At 49.9% G+C, this 21607-nt stretch carries 14 protein-coding genes; 9 read left to right on the top strand and 5 right to left on the bottom strand.

Going from position 1 to position 21607, the window contains the following annotated elements; all coding sequences use genetic code 11:
* Positions 1 to 85: 85 nt before the first annotated feature.
* A complete protein-coding gene (locus NQ230_RS18670; protein WP_257258602.1) occupies positions 86 to 1870 on the top strand; it encodes a diguanylate cyclase in 1785 nt (594 codons plus the stop codon).
* Here NQ230_RS18670 and NQ230_RS18675 read toward each other — a convergent pair.
* Positions 1867 to 2160, bottom strand: a complete 294-nt coding sequence (locus NQ230_RS18675) for a hypothetical protein (RefSeq protein ID WP_228057952.1) — start codon at positions 2158 to 2160, stop codon at positions 1867 to 1869. The two genes, NQ230_RS18670 and NQ230_RS18675, sit on opposite strands and share 4 nt — an antisense overlap.
* Between NQ230_RS18675 and NQ230_RS18680 the strand changes: the two genes are divergently transcribed.
* The 4 genes from NQ230_RS18680 to catA all read left to right on the top strand — a co-directional run bounded on the left by NQ230_RS18680 (position 2045) and on the right by catA (position 5737).
* The gene (locus tag NQ230_RS18680) at positions 2045 to 2338 is read left to right on the top strand and encodes a hypothetical protein (protein WP_213823146.1); all 294 of its coding nucleotides are present in this window, start codon (positions 2045 to 2047) and stop codon (positions 2336 to 2338) included. The genes NQ230_RS18675 and NQ230_RS18680 overlap by 116 nt on opposite strands.
* A gap of 215 nt (positions 2339 to 2553) precedes the next feature.
* The gene (locus NQ230_RS18685) at positions 2554 to 3048 is read left to right on the top strand and encodes a putative pterin-binding protein (RefSeq protein ID WP_121425627.1); all 495 of its coding nucleotides are present in this window, start codon (positions 2554 to 2556) and stop codon (positions 3046 to 3048) included.
* 17 nt (positions 3049 to 3065) lie between these two features.
* Positions 3066 to 4997 carry a putative bifunctional diguanylate cyclase/phosphodiesterase gene (locus NQ230_RS18690; protein ID WP_257258603.1) on the top strand — a complete coding sequence of 644 codons (1932 nt, stop codon included), beginning with the start codon at positions 3066 to 3068 and terminating at the stop codon, positions 4995 to 4997.
* A gap of 62 nt (positions 4998 to 5059) precedes the next feature.
* On the top strand, positions 5060 to 5737 hold the full coding sequence (gene catA, locus NQ230_RS18695; RefSeq protein ID WP_257258605.1) for a type A chloramphenicol O-acetyltransferase: 678 nt from the start codon (positions 5060 to 5062) through the stop codon (positions 5735 to 5737).
* 168 nt (positions 5738 to 5905) lie between these two features.
* Here catA and NQ230_RS18700 read toward each other — a convergent pair whose 3' ends face one another.
* From NQ230_RS18700 to NQ230_RS18715, 4 genes are read right to left on the bottom strand one after another with little or no spacing between them, the layout of a single operon-like run.
* Positions 5906 to 9037, bottom strand: coding sequence for a type I restriction endonuclease subunit R (locus NQ230_RS18700; protein WP_257258606.1), 3132 nt, complete (start codon positions 9035 to 9037; stop codon positions 5906 to 5908).
* A complete protein-coding gene (locus NQ230_RS18705) occupies positions 9037 to 10212 on the bottom strand; it encodes a DUF4268 domain-containing protein (protein WP_257258607.1) in 1176 nt (391 codons plus the stop codon). The genes NQ230_RS18700 and NQ230_RS18705 overlap by 1 nt, the downstream gene beginning before the upstream one ends.
* Entirely contained in the window at positions 10205 to 11572 is a 1368-nt protein-coding gene (locus NQ230_RS18710; protein ID WP_257258609.1) for a restriction endonuclease subunit S, read from the bottom strand. The genes NQ230_RS18705 and NQ230_RS18710 overlap by 8 nt, the downstream gene beginning before the upstream one ends.
* Entirely contained in the window at positions 11562 to 13271 is a 1710-nt protein-coding gene (locus NQ230_RS18715) for a class I SAM-dependent DNA methyltransferase (protein ID WP_257258610.1), read from the bottom strand. The genes NQ230_RS18710 and NQ230_RS18715 overlap by 11 nt, the downstream gene beginning before the upstream one ends.
* 332 nt (positions 13272 to 13603) lie before the next feature.
* On the opposite strand from NQ230_RS18715, the gene zorA1 reads away from it, so the two are divergent.
* From zorA1 to zorD, 4 genes are read left to right on the top strand one after another with little or no spacing between them, the layout of a single operon-like run.
* Complete coding sequence (gene zorA1 / locus NQ230_RS18720; RefSeq protein WP_257258611.1) at positions 13604 to 15793, top strand: type I Zorya anti-phage system protein ZorA1; 2190 nt, start codon at positions 13604 to 13606, stop codon at positions 15791 to 15793.
* 14 nt (positions 15794 to 15807) lie between these two features.
* On the top strand, positions 15808 to 16548 hold the full coding sequence (gene zorB1 / locus NQ230_RS18725) for a type I Zorya anti-phage system protein ZorB1 (protein ID WP_008501873.1): 741 nt from the start codon (positions 15808 to 15810) through the stop codon (positions 16546 to 16548).
* Positions 16545 to 18227, top strand: coding sequence for a type I Zorya anti-phage system protein ZorC (zorC, locus tag NQ230_RS18730; RefSeq protein WP_257258614.1), 1683 nt, complete (start codon positions 16545 to 16547; stop codon positions 18225 to 18227). Before zorB1 ends, zorC begins: the two co-directional genes overlap by 4 nt.
* A complete protein-coding gene (gene zorD, locus NQ230_RS18735) occupies positions 18227 to 21469 on the top strand; it encodes a type I Zorya anti-phage system protein ZorD (protein WP_257258616.1) in 3243 nt (1080 codons plus the stop codon). The genes zorC and zorD overlap by 1 nt, the downstream gene beginning before the upstream one ends.
* The last annotated feature ends 138 nt before the right edge of the window (positions 21470 to 21607 follow it).

Genomic DNA, 21607 nt, shown 5'->3' on the forward strand with positions numbered 1-21607 from the left:
TGCCGCCTTTTTTTTCGCCTTAAATCAAACGTTTTCTATAATTTGAAAGAACGCCATCCTACTCATGTCGTAAAAGGATCATCAGGTGCGAATCGCGACGATAACAAACTGGGCCTATGGTGCCACGGTCTGCCTGACCATCGCCTCCGGCATCATCATGCTGATGGCGTCCAGTGCTGATACCATCGAGCGCCAGGCCGTTGAACAACGGCAGAAATTTGATCAGCTCACGGAAGATATTGAAACCGATGCCTGGGCACAGTCCGATTTAGCGCGCCTCTACGTCATCAAAAAAGATCCGCAAACGTTAAAGGAATATAGCCAGTCAGAGAACAACCTGAAGAGCGTTGAACTCCGGCTTGAAAAACTGCGGGACAACGGCGCATCGGATGACGAGCTGTCCCTGCTGCGCGAAGGCATAAAAATCATTGATGAACTGCAGGACGAACAGCAGACGGCACTAACGAGCGCGGCGCAGGGAGAAGATGCGCAGGCCGTTGCCCTGCTCTACGGTGCGCCCTATGAGCAGGAGCTGGAGCGCGCGCAGAACCAGATCGATCATTTTCGCCAGATACTCGACAAGCGCGTCATCGCCTCCGTTCAGGACGCGACAAAAAAATCGAAAGCGCTGCGTACGGCCTCTGAGCTGATGGTCGGCCTGACCGCCCTGCTGTTCCTGTTTGTTCTCGGTTTTATATTAAAGCGCCGCGTGCTTCGCCCCGTGGTGCGCCTGAGCGACGTGGTACACCGCCTTGCGTCCCAGGATTACGCGGTTGAAACGCCTAATTTCAACCAGATTGATGAGATTGGCGATATGGCGCAGGCCATCCGCATCTTCCGTGAAAACGGCCTGGCGCGACAGCGTCTGGAAAGAGAGCGAGATGCCGACTGGGCCATCCGCGAGCTGCTGGCGCGCATGACCCAGCGGCTGCAGGGATGTGAGAACTTTAACGATGTGATTAACGTAGCGGAGCTGTTTGCCCCCAATATCGCGCCGGGGATCGCGGGCCGGCTCTACATTCTTGACCGCGATCCGTGGCAGATGCGCAGCGTCGCGCAGTGGCTTTCACCCATCGGTGAAGAGACGACGTTCCATCCGGACGAGTGCTGGGCCGTGCGCCGTGGGCAGAGCCACCCGCCGGTAAACGGTGAGCCGGATATTGCCTGCTACCATCTTCCGGCCTCCCAGGCGGAAAGTTCCCTGTGCGTGCCGCTTATCGCCCAGGGCGAGGCCATTGGCCTGCTCTCTTTCCAGAACATCACGGCGGACAACGCCCCTTCCCGCGCGTATCTGGAACTGATGGCCGAAGCGCTCGGGCTGGCGCTGGCCAACCAACGCCTGCGCGACGCGCTGCTGGAGAAAGCCTTGTTCGACCCGCTCACCGGCCTGCGTAATCGTCATCATCTGGAAGATACCCTGCAAACCCAAACGGCACAGGCGATGCGCACCGGCGAGCCGTTAAGCTGCATGATGATCGACATCGATCACTTCAAGAGCATCAATGACCGCTTCGGCCATGAAGCGGGCGATCAGGTGATTAAAAGTGTGGCGTCAATTGTTCAGCGGGCCGCGCATGACAACGGACTAGCATTCCGCTACGGGGGCGAGGAGTTTCTGGTCCTGCTTCCCGGTGCCGATGAACCAGAGGCGCACGCCTGCGCGCAGAAGATTTACAATGGCGTGCGTGAGCTGTCGCTTCGCTACGGGCTGACCGAGATTGGACCGGTGGATGTGTCGATTGGCATTGCCAGCTACCCGCAACATGCCCAGACTGACAACCTGCTGCGCGCCGCGGATGTGGCCTTGTACCGTGCGAAAGAACTGGGCCGCGCGCGGATTGTGAGTTTTGGGATGCTGGAGGCGGGTTAGCTATTATTTTCACGCCACTGCCTGACCATCTCATCGGTCACCTCATTTATATAACAAATGGGAGCATAGCCTCCCGCTTTACTCCATGCGCTGCGCCTTCCGCAGGCACTTCCGTTACGCGTACGATTAAAAGGGCATGCACAAACGCTGGGATAAGACGCGATCGATTCCGCGATGACGTTTTCTTTTACTTTTTCATTGGACAGTGCAGAATTTTTAGCCAGAGCATCACTTGCTGAAAACAGGCAGCATGCTGCAAAAAAGACCTTCGCAAAAGGTGTAACGCTCATTGTGGTAATCCGAAAAAAGGAATTTGCGTACAGAATAAAAGCTGTCGGTCTGCAATGTTCTGATCCTGAACAAACCCTTCTGGAAGGCGGCTCGCTTTTCCAGATCAGTTTTTCTCTTCCTAAACAACATACCTTGCTCGTTTTTCCCAAAAATGGATGTAAAACGAACATTTTTTAAGCGGAATAATGTTTATTCATGAGCCCAATGCATACTTCAAAAAACTGAATCCGCACCTGGCAATCAAACCTCTTGCCACCATGAAGCCTAACCATTTGATTCTATTGAAGTTTAAAAAGAAAATTATAAAAATCATTGCTACTCAACAAAATATATCAACTAGTGTGATATCTAAATTATAATTCTTATACTTCTGTTAAAAAGTGGAGGCCAAAATGCGATTAACCCTACTGCTGTTATGCTGTCTGGTACAAAGTGTAACCTGGGCTGGCGATCTGCCAAAACCAGTTGGTAAACCCATTTTAACGATTTACGGTAATATAGAAAATACGAATGAAAATGGAAAAGCAGTGTTTGATCTCGCCAGCCTTGAAAAACTGGGCATGGTGAGTTTCGAGACGACATCCCCCTGGTATAATGGACGCACTAAGTTTGAGGGTGTTCCCATGAACAAACTCATGGATTACGTAGGTGCGAAGGGTACTAACGTTAATGTTATTGCGCTCAATGATTATTCTACCGTGATCCCTCTCAGTGATTTCAAAAAATACAACGCCATACTTGCCTTAAAGGTCAATGGCGAATATATGCGCATCCGCGATAAAGGTCCATCATTCATTGTATACCCCTATGACAGTCTTCCTGAGTTGAATAATCAGATTTATTACTCGCGATCAGCATGGCAGGTTAGCAAAATGAAGATTGAGTAGCCGTTCAGGAGAACATAATGAACAGGATACTGGTTGGTATCATTTTTTCTCTTTTTATCACGACAGGATATATTGCATTTCTTGTTTACGATCGTCAGCAGGAATTGCAAAAACTGACTCAATACACTGAGTCCTGGTCCGTGGCACAACTGGTATCAGAGTATTACCGTTTTGAATCATGGCTTGGTCTGTACGCAACCGATACCGATGACGTTACGATAGACCAGGTCCGCATGCGTCTCGAAATTATGCTCAGCCAGGGCGATTTAATGAAGGGTGGCGATTTAGGTCGCTATATTAACAGCGATAAAACGCATCAGGAGCTCGCTTTACGCTTAGAGCAAATATTGACCTATCTGGACAGCCATCTTGAAAACATGAGCCACCCAGAGTTACAGGCATACCTGACAAATATGCATGCTCTCGATGCACCGCTGAGCCAGCTCTCTGCGACAGCATTAACAAAAGATATTAACACGGTTAACGAATCCAACCATAAAATACAGATCCTTTACTATATTTATTCCGCACTTTCATTACTTCTGGTGATATTAAGCTTTATTCTTGGTTTCTTAATGATCTACCAGAATAAAAACATTCTCAAAGCGCACATGCAGGTTAAAAGCCTTGCTGACGAGCTTCAGATATCAAAAGAAAAGCTGCAAATTCAGAACTCGAAGCTGGAGTATGATGTTTATCATGACTCCCTCACCGGCATGAAAAACCGTCTTTTCTTCTGGGACGATCTCAACAAAATTAATCTTCAGGCCGATAAAAACCACATCCCCGTCACGGTGATGTTATTTGATTTAGACCGCTTCAAAGAGGTCAACGATACCTATGGCCATGATGCCGGTGATTTACTGTTGAATCAGGTATCCAGACGACTCACCTCAATGAGCAGCGCCACAGATACGTTTTACCGTTTGGGCGGAGACGAGTTCGCCCTTCTGTCCAGTGGACTCACCGAAACAGCAGCCGTTTCGCGCGCCAAAGAAATCAGCGAACATATCAGCCAGCCCTATACGATTAATAACCAGCTGATAAAAATCGCCACCTGTGTGGGTATCGTGTTATCTGATAATGAGCGGCGCTCAGACTATCTTTATAAATTTGCCGATCTGGCGCTCTACGAAGCCAAAAAAGAGGGTTCACAGCAGATAAAAGTCTTCCGTCAGTGGATGCTGCAAAAGCTGCAGGAGAGCAGAACCCTGGAACATGATATGGCACTGGCGATCGATAACCATGAATTCGTTGTTTATTACCAGCCTATTGTCGATTCATTCAGCAATGAAATTTACGGCTATGAAGCGCTTATTCGCTGGTTACACCCGGTGAAGGGGATACTGTCACCTGATTACTTTATTTCTGTCGCTGAAAAAACGGGGATGATCAATCAGATCGGCAAAAATGTGCTTGAGCTTGCCTGCCGGGAAGCGGTTTCCTGGGCCGTTCCGGCAAGGATCTCTGTGAACGTCTCACCCGTTCAGCTGGGCACGAAATCATTTACGACGATGGTACAGTCCATCCTGAAGGAGACAGGACTTCCACCCAGCCGACTTGAATTAGAGGTTACGGAGTCTTCGCTCTTCAGTGACAGCAATACGCCGCTCACTATCCTCAAAAAGCTCAGAACGCTGGGTGTAAAAATCTCTATCGATGATTTCGGAACGGGTTATTCGTCGCTCTCACGGCTGAGTGAACTGAATTTTGATAAAATTAAAATCGATAAATCCTTTGTTAACCCGATATCCACGCAGGATGATGCCCTCAATATCGTTAAATTGATAACCGGCATGGCGAAGAGCCTCAATATGCGGGTCATTGCGGAAGGTGTTGAAACCGAAGCGCAGCTTGAACGTCTTCAGGCGCTTGGCTGCGATCTCGTGCAGGGATACCTGTTCGGAAAACCACAGGCTGAGATTGACAGGAAGATTAGATACGGTTGAAATGGTTGCGCGGCTTTTGCTGGCCCAAAACCCTTTAGGCGATTGATAATCAAGGTTAAACAATGAAAAAAACAGTCCCGGACTACACGCCTGTTGATTTATCTCGTTGGGCCAGGAAGGAGCATTTTGAGGTATTCCAGTCATTTGCCGAGTGTACAATTAACCAAACGGTTTTGATCGACATTACCGCGCTGCGAAAACATATCAAAGAGGTCGGATGGAAGTTTTACCCGACGATTATTTTCCTCCTCTCTAAAATCATGAACCGGCATCCGGAATTCCGTATGGCCATGAAGGACAATGAGCTTGTCATATGGAATGAAATCCATCCAAGCTATACCATTTTCCATCCTGAAACCGAGACGTTTTCGTCATTGTGGAGCCACTACGATGGCAATATTCAGCACTTCCAGAATACGTATGCGGAAGATACGGCCCGCTATGGTAATAGCCTTTCTTACTGGCCTAAGGAAGAGTCCCGGGAAAATGTCTTTTTCGTGTCGTCTATTCCGTGGGTTACGTTTACGAACTTTACGATGAACATTGCGCATATGAAGAACTTCTTTTCGCCTATGTTCACGTTTGGAAAATACTACGAGCAGGATGGAAAAGTGCTGCTGCCGCTCGCGGTGCAGGTGCATCACTCGGTGTGCGATGGTTTCCATGTGGCAAGGATGTTTAATGAGTTGCAGGAGATGTGTGATGGTTTGCCGCAGCTGTCGGAGGAACTTAATGGTTAATACGCCAGGAATGGTGAAAACTTCCTTTTATAGGGAGTGAGTAGTGAATTACTCACTTTGATGTGGTGGACAGGTAAAAATATAAAAGACCGGCTGTTGCCGGTCTTTTATTAGGTATGTCGTTTGGAACAATTTCACGCTTCAGGTTTAACGGAGGGAGATACATCGCTATGACGTCCAACTGTTCGACACCACTTCCGCCTGCTTCAAAATGAGCTCCACAGCGCCCGCGGTTTTATCCGGCGGATATTTGTATTTACGCAGCGTCTGGCGCACCAGAATACGCAGCCGCGCACGCACGCTTTCACGTACCTGCCAGTCTACGGTGGTGGATTTACGCAGTTGCCGCGTCACCTCAATAGCCAGCTTTCTGAGCGTTTCATCGCCCAGTTCACGCACCGCACTTTCGTTTTCCGCCAGCGCATCGTAGAAGGCGATTTCATCCGGGTTTAGGCCAAGCGCATCATCGCGTGCCATCGCTTCCTGGAACGCTTTCGCCATCTGGATCAGCTCTTCAATCACCTGTGCGGTTTCAATCGCCCGATTATTGTATTTGAGCAGCACGGCTTTTAGGCGGTCGGAGTATTTCTTCTGCTGCACCACGTTATTACCTGAACGTGCATGAATGCCGTCATTCAGAAGTTTTTCCAGCAATTCCACTGCCAGATTACGCTGCGGCATCTCCCGCACTTCCTCCAGGAATTCATCAGACAGCAAACCGATATTGGGTTTATCTAACCCGGCCAGGGCAAAAACATCCTCAACACCTGTAGCGACAACCGCGTTATCCAGGATCTTGCTCAAGAGTGAGTTTTTCTCTGACTGGCTAAATTTTGCCTTCGGATCAAGTTTGATAAGCCCCACTCTGACCGCCGAAAGGAACGCGAACTCCTCCTGTAAGGCTTCGGCTTCATCAAGGGTGTTACAGAGCGACCAGGCTTTACTCATCGCCAGTGAAACGTCGAGGTAGCGTTTTTTACCGTCATCCAGACCCAGAATGTAGTTCACTGCATCGCGTAAAAACGCTAATGGATCACGTGAAAAGCCTTCGTAGCTAAAGCCGGGTTTTCCTGCTGACGGCGCAAACATCCCATGAATGACGTCGATTTTTTCCAACAGAATGGCAAAGGCTTCGCGGGCATCCACCGTGGTCTGCCCTTTCCCTTTCGAATCCGTGTAGGTTTTTAGCGCCTGCTTCAGTTCGTTGGCAATACCGATGTAATCCACCACCAGCCCGCCAGGCTTATCGCGGAACACGCGGTTAACGCGCGCAATGGCCTGCATCAGGTTGTGACCGCGCATCGGCTTGTCGATATACATGGTGTGGCAGCACGGTGCATCAAACCCGGTCAGCCACATATCACGAACAATCACCAGCTTCAGCGGATCGTTCAAATCCTTAAAGCGAGCTTCAAGACGCTTTTTGGTCTGCTTGTTATAGATGTGCGGCTGGAGATGATCTTTATCAGATGCCGAGCCGGTCATGATGACTTTGATCGCGCCTTGTTCAACATCCGTGCTGTGCCAGTCCGGACGGATCTCTGTGATGGCGTTGTAGAGCTTCACGCAGATATCACGGCTCATAGCGACAATCATCGCTTTACCGTTCATGGCCGCATTACGCGTTTCAAAGTGCTGAACCAGATCGGCAGCAACCTGTTTGATGCGAGGCTCTGAACCTACCAGCTTTTCCAGACGGCTCCAGTCACCTTTAGTTTTCTCCTGCTGGCCCGTCTCTTCATCTTCCACCAGCTCATCCACCTGGTCAGAGAGCGTTTCCAGCTCCTCATGGTTCAGGTCGAGTTTTGCCAGACGGGATTCGTAATAAATCGGTACCGTCGCGCCGTCATCGACCGCATCCTGAATGTCGTAGATAGAGACGTAATCACCGAACACGGCACGGGTATCTTTATCTTCAGACGCAATCGGCGTGCCGGTAAAGCCCATAAACGAAGCGTTCGGCAGCGCGTCGCGCATGTGTTTGGCGTAACCGTATTTGTAGGCCCCGGTTTCGCGGTCCAGCGTGGCGCTCAGGCCATACTGGCTGCGGTGCGCTTCATCGGAAATCACCACGATATTGCTGCGCAGGTTGAGGGCCGGATGGCTCTGCTCGTTGTCCATCGGCGCAAACTTTTGCACGGTGGTAAAGATAATTCCGCCGGCTTCACGGGCATTGAGCAGCTCGCGCAGCTCATCGCGATCGTTAGCCTGTAAAGGCGTTTGCTTCAGCAGATCCTGTGCCTGGCAGAAGGTTGCGTAGAGCTGCCCGTCCAGATCGTTGCGGTCGGTCAACACTACAATGGTCGGGTTATTCATCTCCACCTGTTGCAGCAGCTTTCCGGCGTAGCAGCACATAGAGATACTTTTGCCGGAGCCCTGAGTATGCCACACCACACCTGCTTTTTTACTGCCGGGGGTAATATTACTGCGCAGCGGCAGATGTTTGCCGGTAGACGCCACAATCGTGGCCGCAACCGCTTCACGCACCGCGTGGAACTGGTGATAGGCGGCAATCTTCTTGATCAGTCGTTTGCCGTCAGACTCAAACAGAACAAAGTAGCGAATGTAATCGAGCAGAAGCGCACGGTTAAAGAAGCCCTTCACGACGGTTTGTAACTGCCAGTCAAACTGTGGCTTATCGTCTTCGTTAGCGACGGTTTTCCACGGCAGAAAGCGCTCCTCATCGGCAGTCAGCGAGCCGATACGGGCATTTTGCCCATCGCTCACCACCAGCGCTTCGTTGCAGATAAACAGGTCGCTGAGTTCGTTTTTATAGGTCTGCAGCTGGTTAAACGCAGCCCAGATATCGGCATTGGCATCAATCGGACTTTTCAGCTCAATCACCGCCACCGGCAGGCCGTTGATATAGCCAATGATATCCGGACGACGAACCTGTTTTATCCCCTGAATAGCCACCTGATTCACGACCATAAAGCGGTTATTGCCGGGATGGTTAAAATCCATCAGCAGCGCTTTATCGTGAACCGTCTTGTCATCACGTTTGTACTCAACGGGCACACCGTCGAGCAACAGGTGGTGGAATGCTTTGTTACTGACGACCAGATCCGGACTTTGGGCATGGGCGATACGCAGTATCACCTCTTCCAGCACGGAAACAGGGAGATGGGGGTTGATGGTTTGCAGTTGCTCCAGCATCACCGGCCGCAGAAACACATCATGAAATGAAGCACGCAGCGGATTGTCGCCATCCGGTGCGATATCTGGCCCGTGCAGCACTTCCCAGTCCTGTTCAGCAAACCATTTCAGGCATTGCTGCTCTAAATCGTCTTCGCTCAGCATTACTCTTCCTCTCCCTCGGTGATCATACCGGTCTGTTTCAGCTCAATCGCCAGTTCCAGCAGGCTCGGGCGGATCGCTTTTTCCAGACGGTTCATGCTATCCATCATCCAGTCGATAATGGCAGGCCAGACCTCTTTATTGCCGCCGTCAAACGCCTTTGAACAGACGATCTGGCAGCTTTTTCGCTCTGGCAGCAATCGCCAGTCGAGCGGCTCGCCAAACAGTGATTCAATGTGCGTTTTGCGTTCCTGAAGGCGTTCAAATAACCAGGTGTTTTCCAGCGCATCCCCGCGCGAAATATTGAGCTGCACGCGAGCGTCTTTCTGGGAAAAGATCAGCTCAAACGGCACGCCGCTGACCCCTGATCCGGCGGCCAGCCAGTGATCCGTTGAGGGTGCGCGGTTATTAAACAGTGAGCAGGGGCTGGTGCGGAATTTTTCCAGCGCCATCGTCCAGAACTCGCGGCGCAGATAGTGACGCTGCTGCAGTTCACTACTGCTGGAGGTGGACATCTCTTCCGCCTCTTTTTGCGCCATGCCGATCATGTACGACTCCGCTTCAGGGGTTGGGATCACCTGGCGGATATCGACAAACACGTCTTCACCAAAACGGTAGGGGGTCACTTTGAAGCACTGGGCGCGGATACCAAACTGCATCAGCCACAGTGCGGTATTGGTGACCTCTTTGCGGAAATTGGCCGCAACCATGATGACGCGCTGGGTGCCTTTGCGGTTGAGCACCCCTTCTTTCAGGCTTTCCCAGCCCATAAATTCGGCGATGACGTCTGCCGCCTGGCGGTTCTCGTTGGGATCGTACTGATCCAGATAGAGCTGGAAGATCTCCACCACACTCTCCTGACGCAGGTTGGCGCAGTAACCGGCATATTTTAGGGCCTGCCACACCACGTCACGCCCGGAGTCATCGAGCTTGTTTTCGATGATGACCAGATTGCCTTTTTTATCGAGCGCAAGCAGATCGAGGCGCTCTTTGGTGTCGTCAAAACCGGCAAACTCTTTCTGGATAATCAGCAGCTCATCGTCGTTGTCGCGGGTCAGCGCCTGGGGATTTTTTGCCAACCATTCCTGCAGGTGATAGCGCTCGGTAAAACCGAGGATGCTGAAAGATACTTCTTGCAGGGAGTGCAGGCTGTTGGTCGGCTTATCGACTTTATACATTTTCCGCCTCGCTTACCGCCCGCTCGGCTTCCGGCAGGGTGATTTCGCCGGAGAGGAGTTTGGGAAGGAGGGTATCTCGGAGCGACTCTAAGTACATATTTTGATTTAAATGAACGCCAATCTGCCCGTAGGTGCTGTTTAGAATTTCCTCTAACCTTTTCCATAGCGCCATTGTAGGAACAACGATGCCCAATCTCATTAAGTCTTTAGGATAAACATGAGGCTGGGCTGCACCTTGCTGCATATGTGTAATTTCTTCTTGCTTGATTTTGAGAAAAGTATAAAAACAATAAACAAAGTGTGTTTGGGTTTTATTTATATATGAACAGTCTGAAGCCCAAATATCGCAATGATATAAATTGACAAAACCAGCATTAGCTCCTGAAGCACTTATCGTTATTACAGGCCCAGTAACATTACACTTGCTATGGTAGTAAGCAGGAGCCAAACCGCCAGCAACGACAGGAACATCACCCTCTTCGATGGTTTTTTTAGTTATATTCTTTCCTTTCTTGGGTTCAAGTATTGAGCCCAAACTTGCTGACATCCACCCTTCAGGAACCGCTCCCAACTCACTCTCAAGCATCGCAGACGGAAACAGCTCTGCCGTGGCTTTTAACTCGGCATATTGTTCAGGTTGTTCACGCTCAAAAATCGCCAGCGCATCGGCATCTTTCCCGGAAATCGCCGTCATAGCGGCAAGCGTCGCGTCTTCCTGCGAACCGCCCGCTTCCAGCACCGCGATTTTGGCTTTTACCGGTTCAAAATCGACAAACCAGCTTTTGAACAGGGCTTGCGCCATTTGTTCGAGGGTTTGGTTCATTTGATTATTTTGAACAATTTTATCGTCAAGAACACCTAGTGCTTGGGCAATTTTTTTCTGCGTAACTAAGTCAGGAATAGGAAAATGAATTCGTTCCAATGTTTGTAAGTTAATGTTATCTTGAACACTACCATTGGCCTGAACTTTAATTTTAGCTTTAAGCAATCGAAACATGTACTCTATGAAATAAACATCACATTTTGTTTTATCTGCAATAAAGCCAATAACGCTGTCAGGAAAACATGCAGAAAATTGTAACACACCTGTTTCTGCAATATTAGCTGCAATAGTAATACACATAGTATCAACTGGCCACAAACGGCTTTGTTTTAACCCTTCGTTACTATAGGTTTGATTAAACGAATTTATTCTTCCGTTAGAGGCTTTCACGTCTCCTGTTTGAATAAATGGATATTTTCCTCCATATAAAAAATCTGCGTCCCGAGGTCTGTGTTTAGATTTACCTCTGTTAACTTCACCCAAGTCACTAAGCTTTACTAATTGCCATCCTTTAGGGACCGAAATATCAAAACTCATAACCCAGCCCCCCCAGATTTGCCTTAATCTGTGCTTCCAGCTTCGCACTCTCTTCCAGCTGCTCTTTCAGCTGCGCGGTCAGTCGTGCCATCTTCTCGGTAAAAGGTTCATCATCTTCATCCTGCTCGGCGGCACCAACGTAGCGCCCTGGGGTCAGCACAAAGTCGTTTTTCTGGATGTCTTCCAGCGTTGCCGAGAAGCAGAACCCGGCTTCGTCTTCGTACTCTTTATCCGTCTGCCATTTGTGGAAGGTGTCGGCAATTTTGGCGATATCCTCGCGGCTGAAATCACGCAACACGCGGTCTTTCATAAAGCCAATCTTACGGGCATCAATGAACAGGACTTCGCCTTTGCGGTGCGCTTTGCCGTTGCCGCCGGTTTTGTCTTTGGTCAGGAACCAGATACAGGCCGGGATTTGGGTGTTGGTAAAGAGTTGCCCTGGCAGCGCGACCATACACTCAACCAGATCGGCTTCGATCAGGTTGCGGCGGATCTCGCCTTCGTTGTTGGTGTTGGAACTCATCGAACCGTTGGCCAGCAGCAGCGCCATCGAACCTTTCGGGGCCAGGTGGTGGATCATGTGCTGCATCCACGCAAAGTTGGCGTTACCCTGCGGCGGAGTGCCGTATTTCCAGCGCACGTCGTTTTCAAGCTTCGCGCTCCACCACTCCTTCATGTTGAACGGCGGGTTAGCCATCACGAAGTCGGCGCGCAGATCCGGGTGCTGGTCGTCCAGCAGGGTATCGGCGTTTTTGCTGCCGAAGTTAAAGTCGATGCCACGGATTGCCATGTTCATCGCCGCCAGTTTCCAGGTGGTCGGGTTGGATTCCTGGCCGTAGACGGAGATTTTCTGTTTCTGCTCGGCGGCGTTGTACTGTTTTTCGCCCGCGTGCTCTTCAATAAAGCGGTCGCTGGATACGAAAAATCCACCTGAGCCCATCGCCGGGTCATATACACGGCCGTTGTAAGGCTGGAGCATTTCGACAATCAGGGTAACGATGCTTTTTGGCGTGTAATACTGGCCGCCTTGTTTGCCTTCCGCCAGCGCGAACTGACCGAGGAAATATTCGTAGACGTGGCCGAGAATATCTTTGCTCTTTAAGTTGAGCTTCTCGCCGTTATATTCCGGATTGCTGAAGTTGGCATCAGAGAAGGTATTAATCAGCCCGGTTAACACCTCGTTGCCCAACTGATACTGGCTGATGCGGTTCAAAATGCCTTTCAGCTTCGGGTTGGTTTTTTCGATTTCATCGAGCGCGTTATCCACCAACCAAGACACGGAACGCAACGTCACATCCTTTCCGGTGGTTTCATCTACCCACAGCACGGTGCCGGTTGGCAGCATGGCTTTGTTTTTCAGCGTGTCCCAGCGCGCAGCTTTCGGTACCCAGAAGATGTTCTTTTCGGTGTAGTAATCTTCCACCTCCAGTTCATCGGCAATCGCCTGTGCGTACTCTTCGTCGGACTCATAATCCTCCCGCGACATGGCGTAGATGTTGTCCGGGTTACCGACATCGCGGAACAGGGTGATGAGCTCCTGCTGACGGGCCTCAAAGGCATCGGACACATACTTCAGGAAGATGAGCCCCAGTACCACATGCTTGTAGTTGGCGGCATCCATATTGGCGCGCAGCTTGTCGGCGGCCTTCCAGAATTTATTATCCAGCTCGTTCAGGAACTGTTGTTCGGCGTTGTTCATGAAAATCCTCGAGGTCGATCGCAGCGAAAGCGCAAAAATGCCTTATCGCAAATTCAGTTTTGGAATGCAGTTCGCAAAATGATACCCGGAACGTTAATGATTACAAACGAAACAACGTAAAGAAATTTGCTTTTGATCGCTAAATAATAGGAAACTAAACCGCCATTCCATTAAATCTCCCTGCGTGTACCGCTCATCCCATGAACGGGTGGGGTTGTTTGCGGATCGCGGCGCGGCGATGGCTATCACAACAAAGAAATTTTGATTAAAGGTAATCAAATTGTTGTCGATGGTAATTTAAATGCTGATTAATATATTCAACGGGTAAAAATATGTCCTGGCTTAATTCATTTTTAGTGACGCTTACATCTGTGGAGCCCCATAATGTGCCCTTCACCGTAATCAGCATCGTGAGCCTGGCCGTTGCCTGCTTTATTTTCTTTTATTTATTCCGGGCCATTAACATTGTTAACAGCCTGAAAAAATACACCCAATCAATTAATAGCATTGAAAGCAATTCCCCAGAGGAACAGCTTGCCCATCTTCAAAATCTCTTTAAGCGCCCTGAACTCAAACACGCGTGGAATGAGTTTGAAGAGTCGTTACACCCGCAGAGTGAGCTGGAAGGTGGAGAAGAAAAAATCGTCCGCATTCGTGCCACGGCGCCAAGCTCGAGCTACTTCTCTGAGCAACAGTTAGTCGATATTCCACTCAATACTGAATTCTTCAAACACCTGCCCGGTATTCTGACCGGCGTGGGGATTATCGGTACGTTTTACGGCCTGATGATTGGCCTTAACCACTTCGACCCCAGTACTCCCGAGCAGGTGACCAGCAGCGTCAATAATTTGCTGCACGATGTGTTGTACGCATTCCTTGGCTCTGCCGTGGCTATTGCCGCCTCTATTTTCGTCACCTGGCTGGAAAAACTGTCCATCGCCAAGTGCTATAAGTATCTCGAAAAATTTACCGCCGCTATCGACAAGCTCTACGTTAGCGGTGTGGGCGAGGAATACCTCGCCTCGCTGGTGAAATCCAGCAACGAAAGCGCTACCCAGGCGCGCCACCTGAAAGAAAGCCTGGTCACCGATCTTCGCGATATGCTGCTGCATCTTGCCGAAAGCCAGAAAGTTGAAAATGAACGCCTCGCGAATACATTAAGCAACACCTACCGAGAATCTGGCGCACAGTTTGCTGATCAGGTGAGTGGTGCGATCGAGAATAGCCTGAAGTCACCGCTGGATAAAATTGCGGGTGCGGTTCAGACCGCCAGCGGCGATCAAAGCGGCATGGTGCAGAACATACTGCAGGATGTGCTGACCGCATTTATGGCGAAGCTCGATACCACCTTTGGCCAGCAGTTTACCAACCTTAACGAGATGATGGGACAAACCGTCGGGGCTATCCAGACGATGCAAAGCGGCTTCTCCGCTCTGCTGCAGGATATGCGTCAGGTCAGCGACGATTCCCGCCAGGGTAGCGCGCAGTTAATTGAACAACTCCTCTCTGAAATGAAATCGGGCCAGCAGGCCATACAGGCTGGCATGAATGACATGCTGACCAGTTTACAAGCCTCTGTTGCGAAAATTGGCGCTGAGGGTGAAGGTGCCGGTGAGCGCATGGCACGACAGCTTGAGAAAATGTTTGCCGATAGCGAAGCGCGGGAAAAAGCCCAGGCAGAACATATGTCCGCCTTTATTGAAGCCATTCAGAATTCAGTGCAGCAGGGACAAAGCGCAACCATGGAAAAAATGGCGACCTCAGTCGAAGCACTCGGGGAGCAGTTGGGCAGTCTGTTTGGCCAGATAGATAAGGGGCAGCAACAGATATCAGCGAACCAGCAGGCTAACCAGCAGTCTCTGCACGAACAGACGCAGCGTGTGATGAGTGAAGTAGACGATCAGATCAAACAGCTGATTGAAACCGTTGCTAGTCAGCATCAGGCAACCACCGAAACGCTGAACAAATTCGCAGAACAGACCAACCGACAGATTCAGGATATGCAAAGCGGCGCGGATAAAATGCGTGTTGCCGCCGAGCGTTTTGAACACGCAGGCGATAAGGTGTCGGAGGCGAATCACCTGACGGCTGATGTACTGAATAAAGCGCAATCGGCGGGTTCATCGCTCTCCCTTGCCACCAGTGAACTCACGTCAGTAGTGAGCGATTATCGTAACAATCGAGAAGCCGTCAGCAAATCCATTGCCATGCTCGAATTGCTCGCAGCAAATACCCAGTCAGAACAAACCACCCGTAGTCAGTTCATCACCGATCTTAAGCAGCACGCAGAGCGCTTACAGAGCTATAACCGTGAAGCGCAGACCTTTATGGAAAATGTCAGCGATGTGCTTGGGAAAGGCTTTGAAGACTTCTCAGAAGGTGTTTCACGCAGTCTCGACAAGACGCTGGGCAAACTGGACGTCGAAATGGCGAAAGCCTCTAATCTGCTTGCGGGCTCCGTCGAACAGATCGGTGAAAGCGTCAGCGAGCTTGATGATGTTCTGTCTCGCGTGCGTGCCTGAGGGGGTGACAGCTGATGTTTGGGAATGCATTTGGCGTTAAAAAGCGCCGCAGTGATGAAGCTGAGAAGCCCTTCTGGATTTCTTACGCCGATCTGATGACCGCTATGATGGTGTTATTTCTGGTGGTGATGGTCGCGTCGCTAAGCTCCGTTACACAACGCATTCAACGCGCGGAGCAAGGGGAAAAAGTCAGGGGGCAGGACATCGCCAGATTATGTGAGCGCCTGGAGCTGCATGCCCGCAGTGTAAACAAAACTATCGTGGTAGATTGCCACGATAACCGCATCAGCTTTGGTGAAGCTGGTCGTTTCGACCACAACCGTTTTTTCCTGAATGCTGAAGGGCAAAAAGCATTACAGGATGTCGTTCCGCTGGTGCTGGAGGCATCCGACAGTGACGAAGGCAAAAAGTGGTTTAAGCAAATCGTCATTGAAGGATTTACCGACACCGACGGTTCGTACCTTTACAACCTGCATCTCTCCCTGCAGCGCTCTGAGTGGGTGATGTGCAGTTTGCTCGATAGCCGCAGTCCTCTGCAAAAAAGCATTTCTGCAGAACAGCAGATCCAAATCCGTAAGCTTTTCCTTGCGGGGGGCGTCTCATTTAATAACGCGAAAGAGAGCAAAGAAGCCAGCCGCCGCGTCGAGTTGCGTATGCAGTTTTTCGGGCTGAAAGATAAGCATGATGCCGCAGACGAGGTGGATTTCCCGCCTGTTGTGAATAAAGAAGTTTGCCAGTTGGTAATGCCGCAATGACGCCCGCGTTGAGTTCTCTATCGCAGCGCATCGCAGCGAAGCTCTCTTCCAGCCAGCAGGAGGAGCATTATCTACGCAATGATTTCCACGCGCTGGCTTCTGCTGGCCGCGAGATGGAAAAGCGATTTGATAAAGCAGAGAAAATCCCCACCCCGCCGCATGAAATGCGGCTGGCGGCGCTGCGTCGTTTTCGTCTTGCAGAAGAACTGACCGAACGTGAGTGGCGAATGGTGTTTTATGGCCTCGCCGATGGTGACCCACAACATCCAGGCCAACCGGTATTACTCGAAGATGATGCGTTCTTCCCCAAAATAAACAGTGCAATAGAAAAAAGAATAGAAGCCAAAACGCTGAAACGTCGGGACTGGGCAGCACTCTGTTCAAGCTATTTTGCCTACAGGCATGAGTCTCCTGAAACGAACCCGCACTGGTGTGTGCTACGCGGGCATATTGCCAAAGGCTACTTCGTGGTGAAAGCGGCTATCCGCAGAGAAAAATCGTGGATGAAAACCATTGAGTTTTATCACGACATTTTTACGCCTAAGGCTGGCGGTGTGATATCCCAACAGTTGCTTTCCGGTGAAAGTAACTCTTTATCATCATTAGAAAAAATAGCGCAAATCCCCGATAGCAGCTGGTTGTGGAAACGTATTTTCACCGTATTGCTGGCGCAGCTTGATACTCTGGACGATCCTCATTTTCTGGAAAAAATCAGTTGGCTATTAGGACTGGCGGCGCAGTGGGTGCGTTTTCGTGATGACATTATGACGGCGACACTGACCCGCTATTACCATTCAACCTATCGCGATCAAGCGCATTCCGCCCTGAAACAGGCCGCCCTGGAATACTGGGATAACCCTCAGCTCAAGAGTCAGCAGAACAAGTGGCATCAGTATGTTTCTGAGCCTGTCGCTGCAATGGTGCGTGGCTGGTTAGCAAAACAGGACCTGATGCACTTCTTTGAACTGCTTCGCGGCAATGGCGATGTCGATCAGGCAAGGCTGCATTATTGGCTACGTTTCGCGAATCAGATGGGATTCACCCGTATCGTGATGGGGCCAGATGCCTGGCAAGATCGTGGAAGCGATTTTGTGAAATTCCGCGAGGAGAATCGTGGGAGGCTAAGCCATCTACGCGGTGGACGTAGTTTCGATAACGCTATGATCATGCAGATTAACGATTATATCTTCGTTGAATTCTCCGGGACGGGAAACGCGATGTATGCCTATCGCATCGGCGAAGCTCCATTTAATCCTGAGTCTGGAGCTCTGGAAATCAACGTTCACTTAAAAAGCCAGGGACGCTGTATTTTGAGACTACCACATGCTCCTCGAGCCGAAGGCTATAACAAAATCCGCATCACCGGCTGGATGCTGAAATATGACGATGAATTACGTCAGCTGGGTATCCGCTGGATGGCTGAAGAACCCGTCAAATTTATAGATAAAAAAGCGCCCTCACCCGCCTCGGTATCTGACATCAAAATCATCAATCCATTGCGGGATACAGCAATACAGCGCCTGGTTGAAAATACCTCATGCATCGTCAGTGATAACCGACAAAAAGGTGGCGTGCTGTCTGTCCAGCTCAAAGCATCTGACGATATAACAGAAAGAGAGTTGCTTCGACTCGGGTTCACCCCTGTAACTAAAGAACCGCATCGCTACTGGATTAAATAATGCTGAAACGTCTGTTAAGTAAACTGACGGGAAACCGTCAGCAGATAGAACGCCACCTGAAGAATCAGTATCAGGCTGAAGAAAACGGGCTCAGTTTTCCGCAATCGTTGGTTGATGACCCAGAGCTTTGGGCTCTGGCATCCTGGCTTGAGCAACTGGCTGAAGAAGACTATCTGATATCACTAACAGACCGATGGTTGTTGAGCTGGGAATCGCTGTACCGCCTGCTGGAAGATGAAGAACATGCCAGCAGCCTACCTTTGATTGGCGTGCCTGAGGTTTTGCCCCTACGTGCAAGTTTAAGTTCGCGAGGAGCCTTAAGCGATAATGATTTCTGCGTCTGGATTGCTGAATGGGCTACGTTTCCCATGCGTCAATCGATCCGTCTTAGCCGCACCGGGGCTATTTTTACTCATGAAAACCAGCTGCACCTGTTATCACGAGAAAACTGGGCGCTTTTGCAGGCAACCGAGCAGCTACGCATGCAGCAAACTCAGGCTCCCGGCGAAACAACTAACCAACTGGGATGGGCTGCAATTCGCAAATGCGCGAAACAGGCCGCTGCAAAATTTGATGATTATTTAGAAAAAACGCATGTCATCAAACCCACTTCATTGTCGTTACGCCTGCGTAAGGCGACAGTTGCTGATACTGCCGTTATCGAGATTGAACCCCACTTTGAGGACCAACCCGCTAACTGGCTTGGCAGTTTTGACAAAAACTTACAGGTCCACGATAGCTATCGTATTCCCGGAGAGAACGGTGAGCTCAGCCATGTCATCATCCCACCTGAAGTAAAAGAAGTCCTGAATTCAATACACTCAATTCCCGGTCGCCGGGTTGCCGGAAGTGAAGCGCTTTCCTTTGTTCGCAATCCCTATACTTTCCTGGGTGAAGATGCCGCCAGTGTTATTGCCCCCGAGGAACACGAACAGGCATTGTTTGATGCCCATATTTTCTTTCATCACTTCAGGCTTCAACCCCAGATCAATGATGAGAATAAGATAGAGAGTATTACGCTGGTGCTGGAGCCTGTCTCACCGTTGCCGCAACCGGAGGTGTCATTCCTGTTCTCGGCTCCATGGGAACTGGAAAAATTTGTTCAGGCCGTAGGGATAAGTGTTGCCGCACAAATGCCAGCAGGTTCCTGGCAGGGTTACGAGCTGGAACTGAGCCAATTCACTGAACAGCAATGGCATGATTGCCAGTCGCTGTTGTCGCGCTGGCAACAGGAAGTCGAAGGTAAAGAATTTAATGATGTTCTGGATCTTGGTAAATATGGCGATCGCGTCATTGGCATCGGTGAGTTTGAAAAAATATCCTCTCCCTGGCTGACCAAGGCGCAAAGTGAAAACTGGCTTCCTGATGGCATCGACTTCTCCGAATTTTCGGTAGAAACACTGGATGGTTGGCAACTTGATAACCTTCAGCATTTCAACGAGCTGCAGGAGAGAATTACCCAGGCAGAAGAAACTGGCGAAACGCATATTATCTCCCCCTGGAATGAGACTGAACTGCCACTGGATGCAGCTAAAACTTTCAGTAAGAACTGGGAAAAACAGCAAAATGCAGCACAAGAATCAGAGGGCAATGTTGTTGAAAAAGCGGCCCGGGCAGTGCTCAAAATTGAACAGAATATTGAAGAAGCTGTTTACATTAAAAAGCGCCGAGACTCACTTCTCAATGCACGTCATGCTGAACCTGAAATTCCACTGAGCCTGAAAGAGCATATCCAGCTCAAAGACCATCAGCGCGAAGGCGTGGCCTGGCTTCAGCAACTTTTCCTCTGTTCACCTCAGGAAACAGCAGGTTGCCTGCTAGCGGATGATATGGGTTTGGGGAAAACGCTGCAGATCCTGAGCTTCCTGGTTTGGTTCATTGAAAAATTCCCTGACGAGCCACCAAGCCTCATTGTTGCCCCCGTTTCGCTTTTGAATAACTGGGAGCGTGAACTCGACAATTTCTTCTACACCGCCGGAATTCCTGTGATGAAATTGTATGGTGACACCATTAAAGCGTTGAAATACCCGAAAGAGGCTATTCCTGATCATCTGCAGTCTCAGGGGATCAAAAATCTGCTCAAACCCGGCTGGCAGGGGGAGGCGAAAATCATTCTAACAACCTACGAAACGCTTCGCGATCAGGAGTTTTCACTGGCGCGCCAGCCATGGTCCATCATGGTCTGCGACGAGGCACAAAAAATAAAAAACCCGGCAGCATTAATCACTCATGCAGCCAATGCGATTCAAGCAAGATTCAAAGTGGCATGTACCGGCACGCCAGTGGAAAACACGCTTGTAGACCTGTGGAGCCTCTTTGATTTCGCTCAGCCGGGTCTGTTAGGCGCACTCAATGAATTTGGCAAACACTATGTTCGCCCTATCGAGAACGAAGCGGGTCGAGATACAGGGCGGCTTGAAAGTTTACGAGCTCTGATTGAACCCCAGACATTACGCCGAACTAAAGAAGAAGTCGCGCGTGATTTGCCGCAAAAAATCGAAGTTACCAGCTGTAAGCAGCTGCCGCTTTCTGGCCCACAAAAGCAATTGTATCTTTCTTCGATAGCGAACTGGCAACAACAGCAAGCACTGAGTGAGGGCATGCAGCAGGCAGGTGCGGGGATGTTAGGGTTATTACATCGCCTTAAACTCATTTGCGCGCACCCGGCAGTTGTTAACCCAGAGCCTCGATATCGGGAAGGGTCGCCAAAACTTAACTGGATGTTGAAAACACTGGACGAAATTAAGCACACCCGTAAAGACAAGGTGATTATCTTTACGGAGCTGCGCGATCTCCAGCGCGAGATACAGCATGCTGTTCAGCAACGATTCGGTTTCCGTCCGGTCATCATCAATGGTGATACCAGCACTAAAAGTCAGAGTCAAAATAGCCGTCAGCGATTGATTGATGATTTCCAGTCCCAACCTGGCTTTGGCGTGATTATTCTCTCCACCGTCGCGGTTGGCTTTGGAGTTAACGTTCAGAAAGCCAACCACGTTATTCATTTCACCCGCTGCTGGAATCCGGCAAAAGAAGATCAGGCAACTGACCGTGCTTACCGAATCGGCCAGACAAAGGATGTTTATGTGTATTATCCAACGGTAATGGACTCAGAAATCACCACGTTTGAAGAAACGTTAGACGAACTCCTTCAGCGTCGCCGGGCATTGGCCAGAGATATGCTGTGCTCTACACCGGATCTAAGCAGCGCTGATTTTGAGAACATTTTAAAAGGGACTTAACTGCTCAATTTTTTTGCACTAAAAAGATTCTTAGGTTTATTTCAAAGCCAAAACCTGTTGCTGAACACCTCCGCAAGATGTGTTGTAAATGCAGAGATAAAAAACGCCACAGCAGGTTGAATTAATCATTAACATTAC

Origin of the sequence: Enterobacter asburiae (assembly GCF_024599655.1) — a bacterium.
Classification (GTDB): domain Bacteria; phylum Pseudomonadota; class Gammaproteobacteria; order Enterobacterales; family Enterobacteriaceae; genus Enterobacter; species Enterobacter asburiae_D.

Excerpts from the sequence above, each read along its gene's own strand:
- NQ230_RS18690 (WP_257258603.1), top strand. The coding sequence starts at position 3,066 with ATGAACAGGATACTGGTTGGTATCATTTTTTCTCTTTTTATCACGACA.
- NQ230_RS18680 (WP_213823146.1), top strand. The coding sequence starts at position 2,045 with ATGACGTTTTCTTTTACTTTTTCATTGGACAGTGCAGAATTTTTAGCC.
- zorC (WP_257258614.1), top strand. The coding sequence starts at position 16,545 with ATGACGCCCGCGTTGAGTTCTCTATCGCAGCGCATCGCAGCGAAGCTC.
- NQ230_RS18715 (WP_257258610.1), bottom strand. The coding sequence starts at position 13,271 with ATGAACAACGCCGAACAACAGTTCCTGAACGAGCTGGATAATAAATTC.
- zorD (WP_257258616.1), top strand. The coding sequence starts at position 18,227 with ATGCTGAAACGTCTGTTAAGTAAACTGACGGGAAACCGTCAGCAGATA.
- zorA1 (WP_257258611.1), top strand. The coding sequence starts at position 13,604 with ATGTCCTGGCTTAATTCATTTTTAGTGACGCTTACATCTGTGGAGCCC.
- NQ230_RS18675 (WP_228057952.1), bottom strand. The coding sequence starts at position 2,160 with ATGAGCGTTACACCTTTTGCGAAGGTCTTTTTTGCAGCATGCTGCCTG.
- NQ230_RS18700 (WP_257258606.1), bottom strand. The coding sequence starts at position 9,037 with ATGCTGAGCGAAGACGATTTAGAGCAGCAATGCCTGAAATGGTTTGCT.
- catA (WP_257258605.1), top strand. The coding sequence starts at position 5,060 with ATGAAAAAAACAGTCCCGGACTACACGCCTGTTGATTTATCTCGTTGG.
- zorB1 (WP_008501873.1), top strand. The coding sequence starts at position 15,808 with ATGTTTGGGAATGCATTTGGCGTTAAAAAGCGCCGCAGTGATGAAGCT.
- NQ230_RS18685 (WP_121425627.1), top strand. The coding sequence starts at position 2,554 with ATGCGATTAACCCTACTGCTGTTATGCTGTCTGGTACAAAGTGTAACC.
- NQ230_RS18705 (WP_257258607.1), bottom strand. The coding sequence starts at position 10,212 with ATGTATAAAGTCGATAAGCCGACCAACAGCCTGCACTCCCTGCAAGAA.
- NQ230_RS18710 (WP_257258609.1), bottom strand. The coding sequence starts at position 11,572 with ATGAGTTTTGATATTTCGGTCCCTAAAGGATGGCAATTAGTAAAGCTT.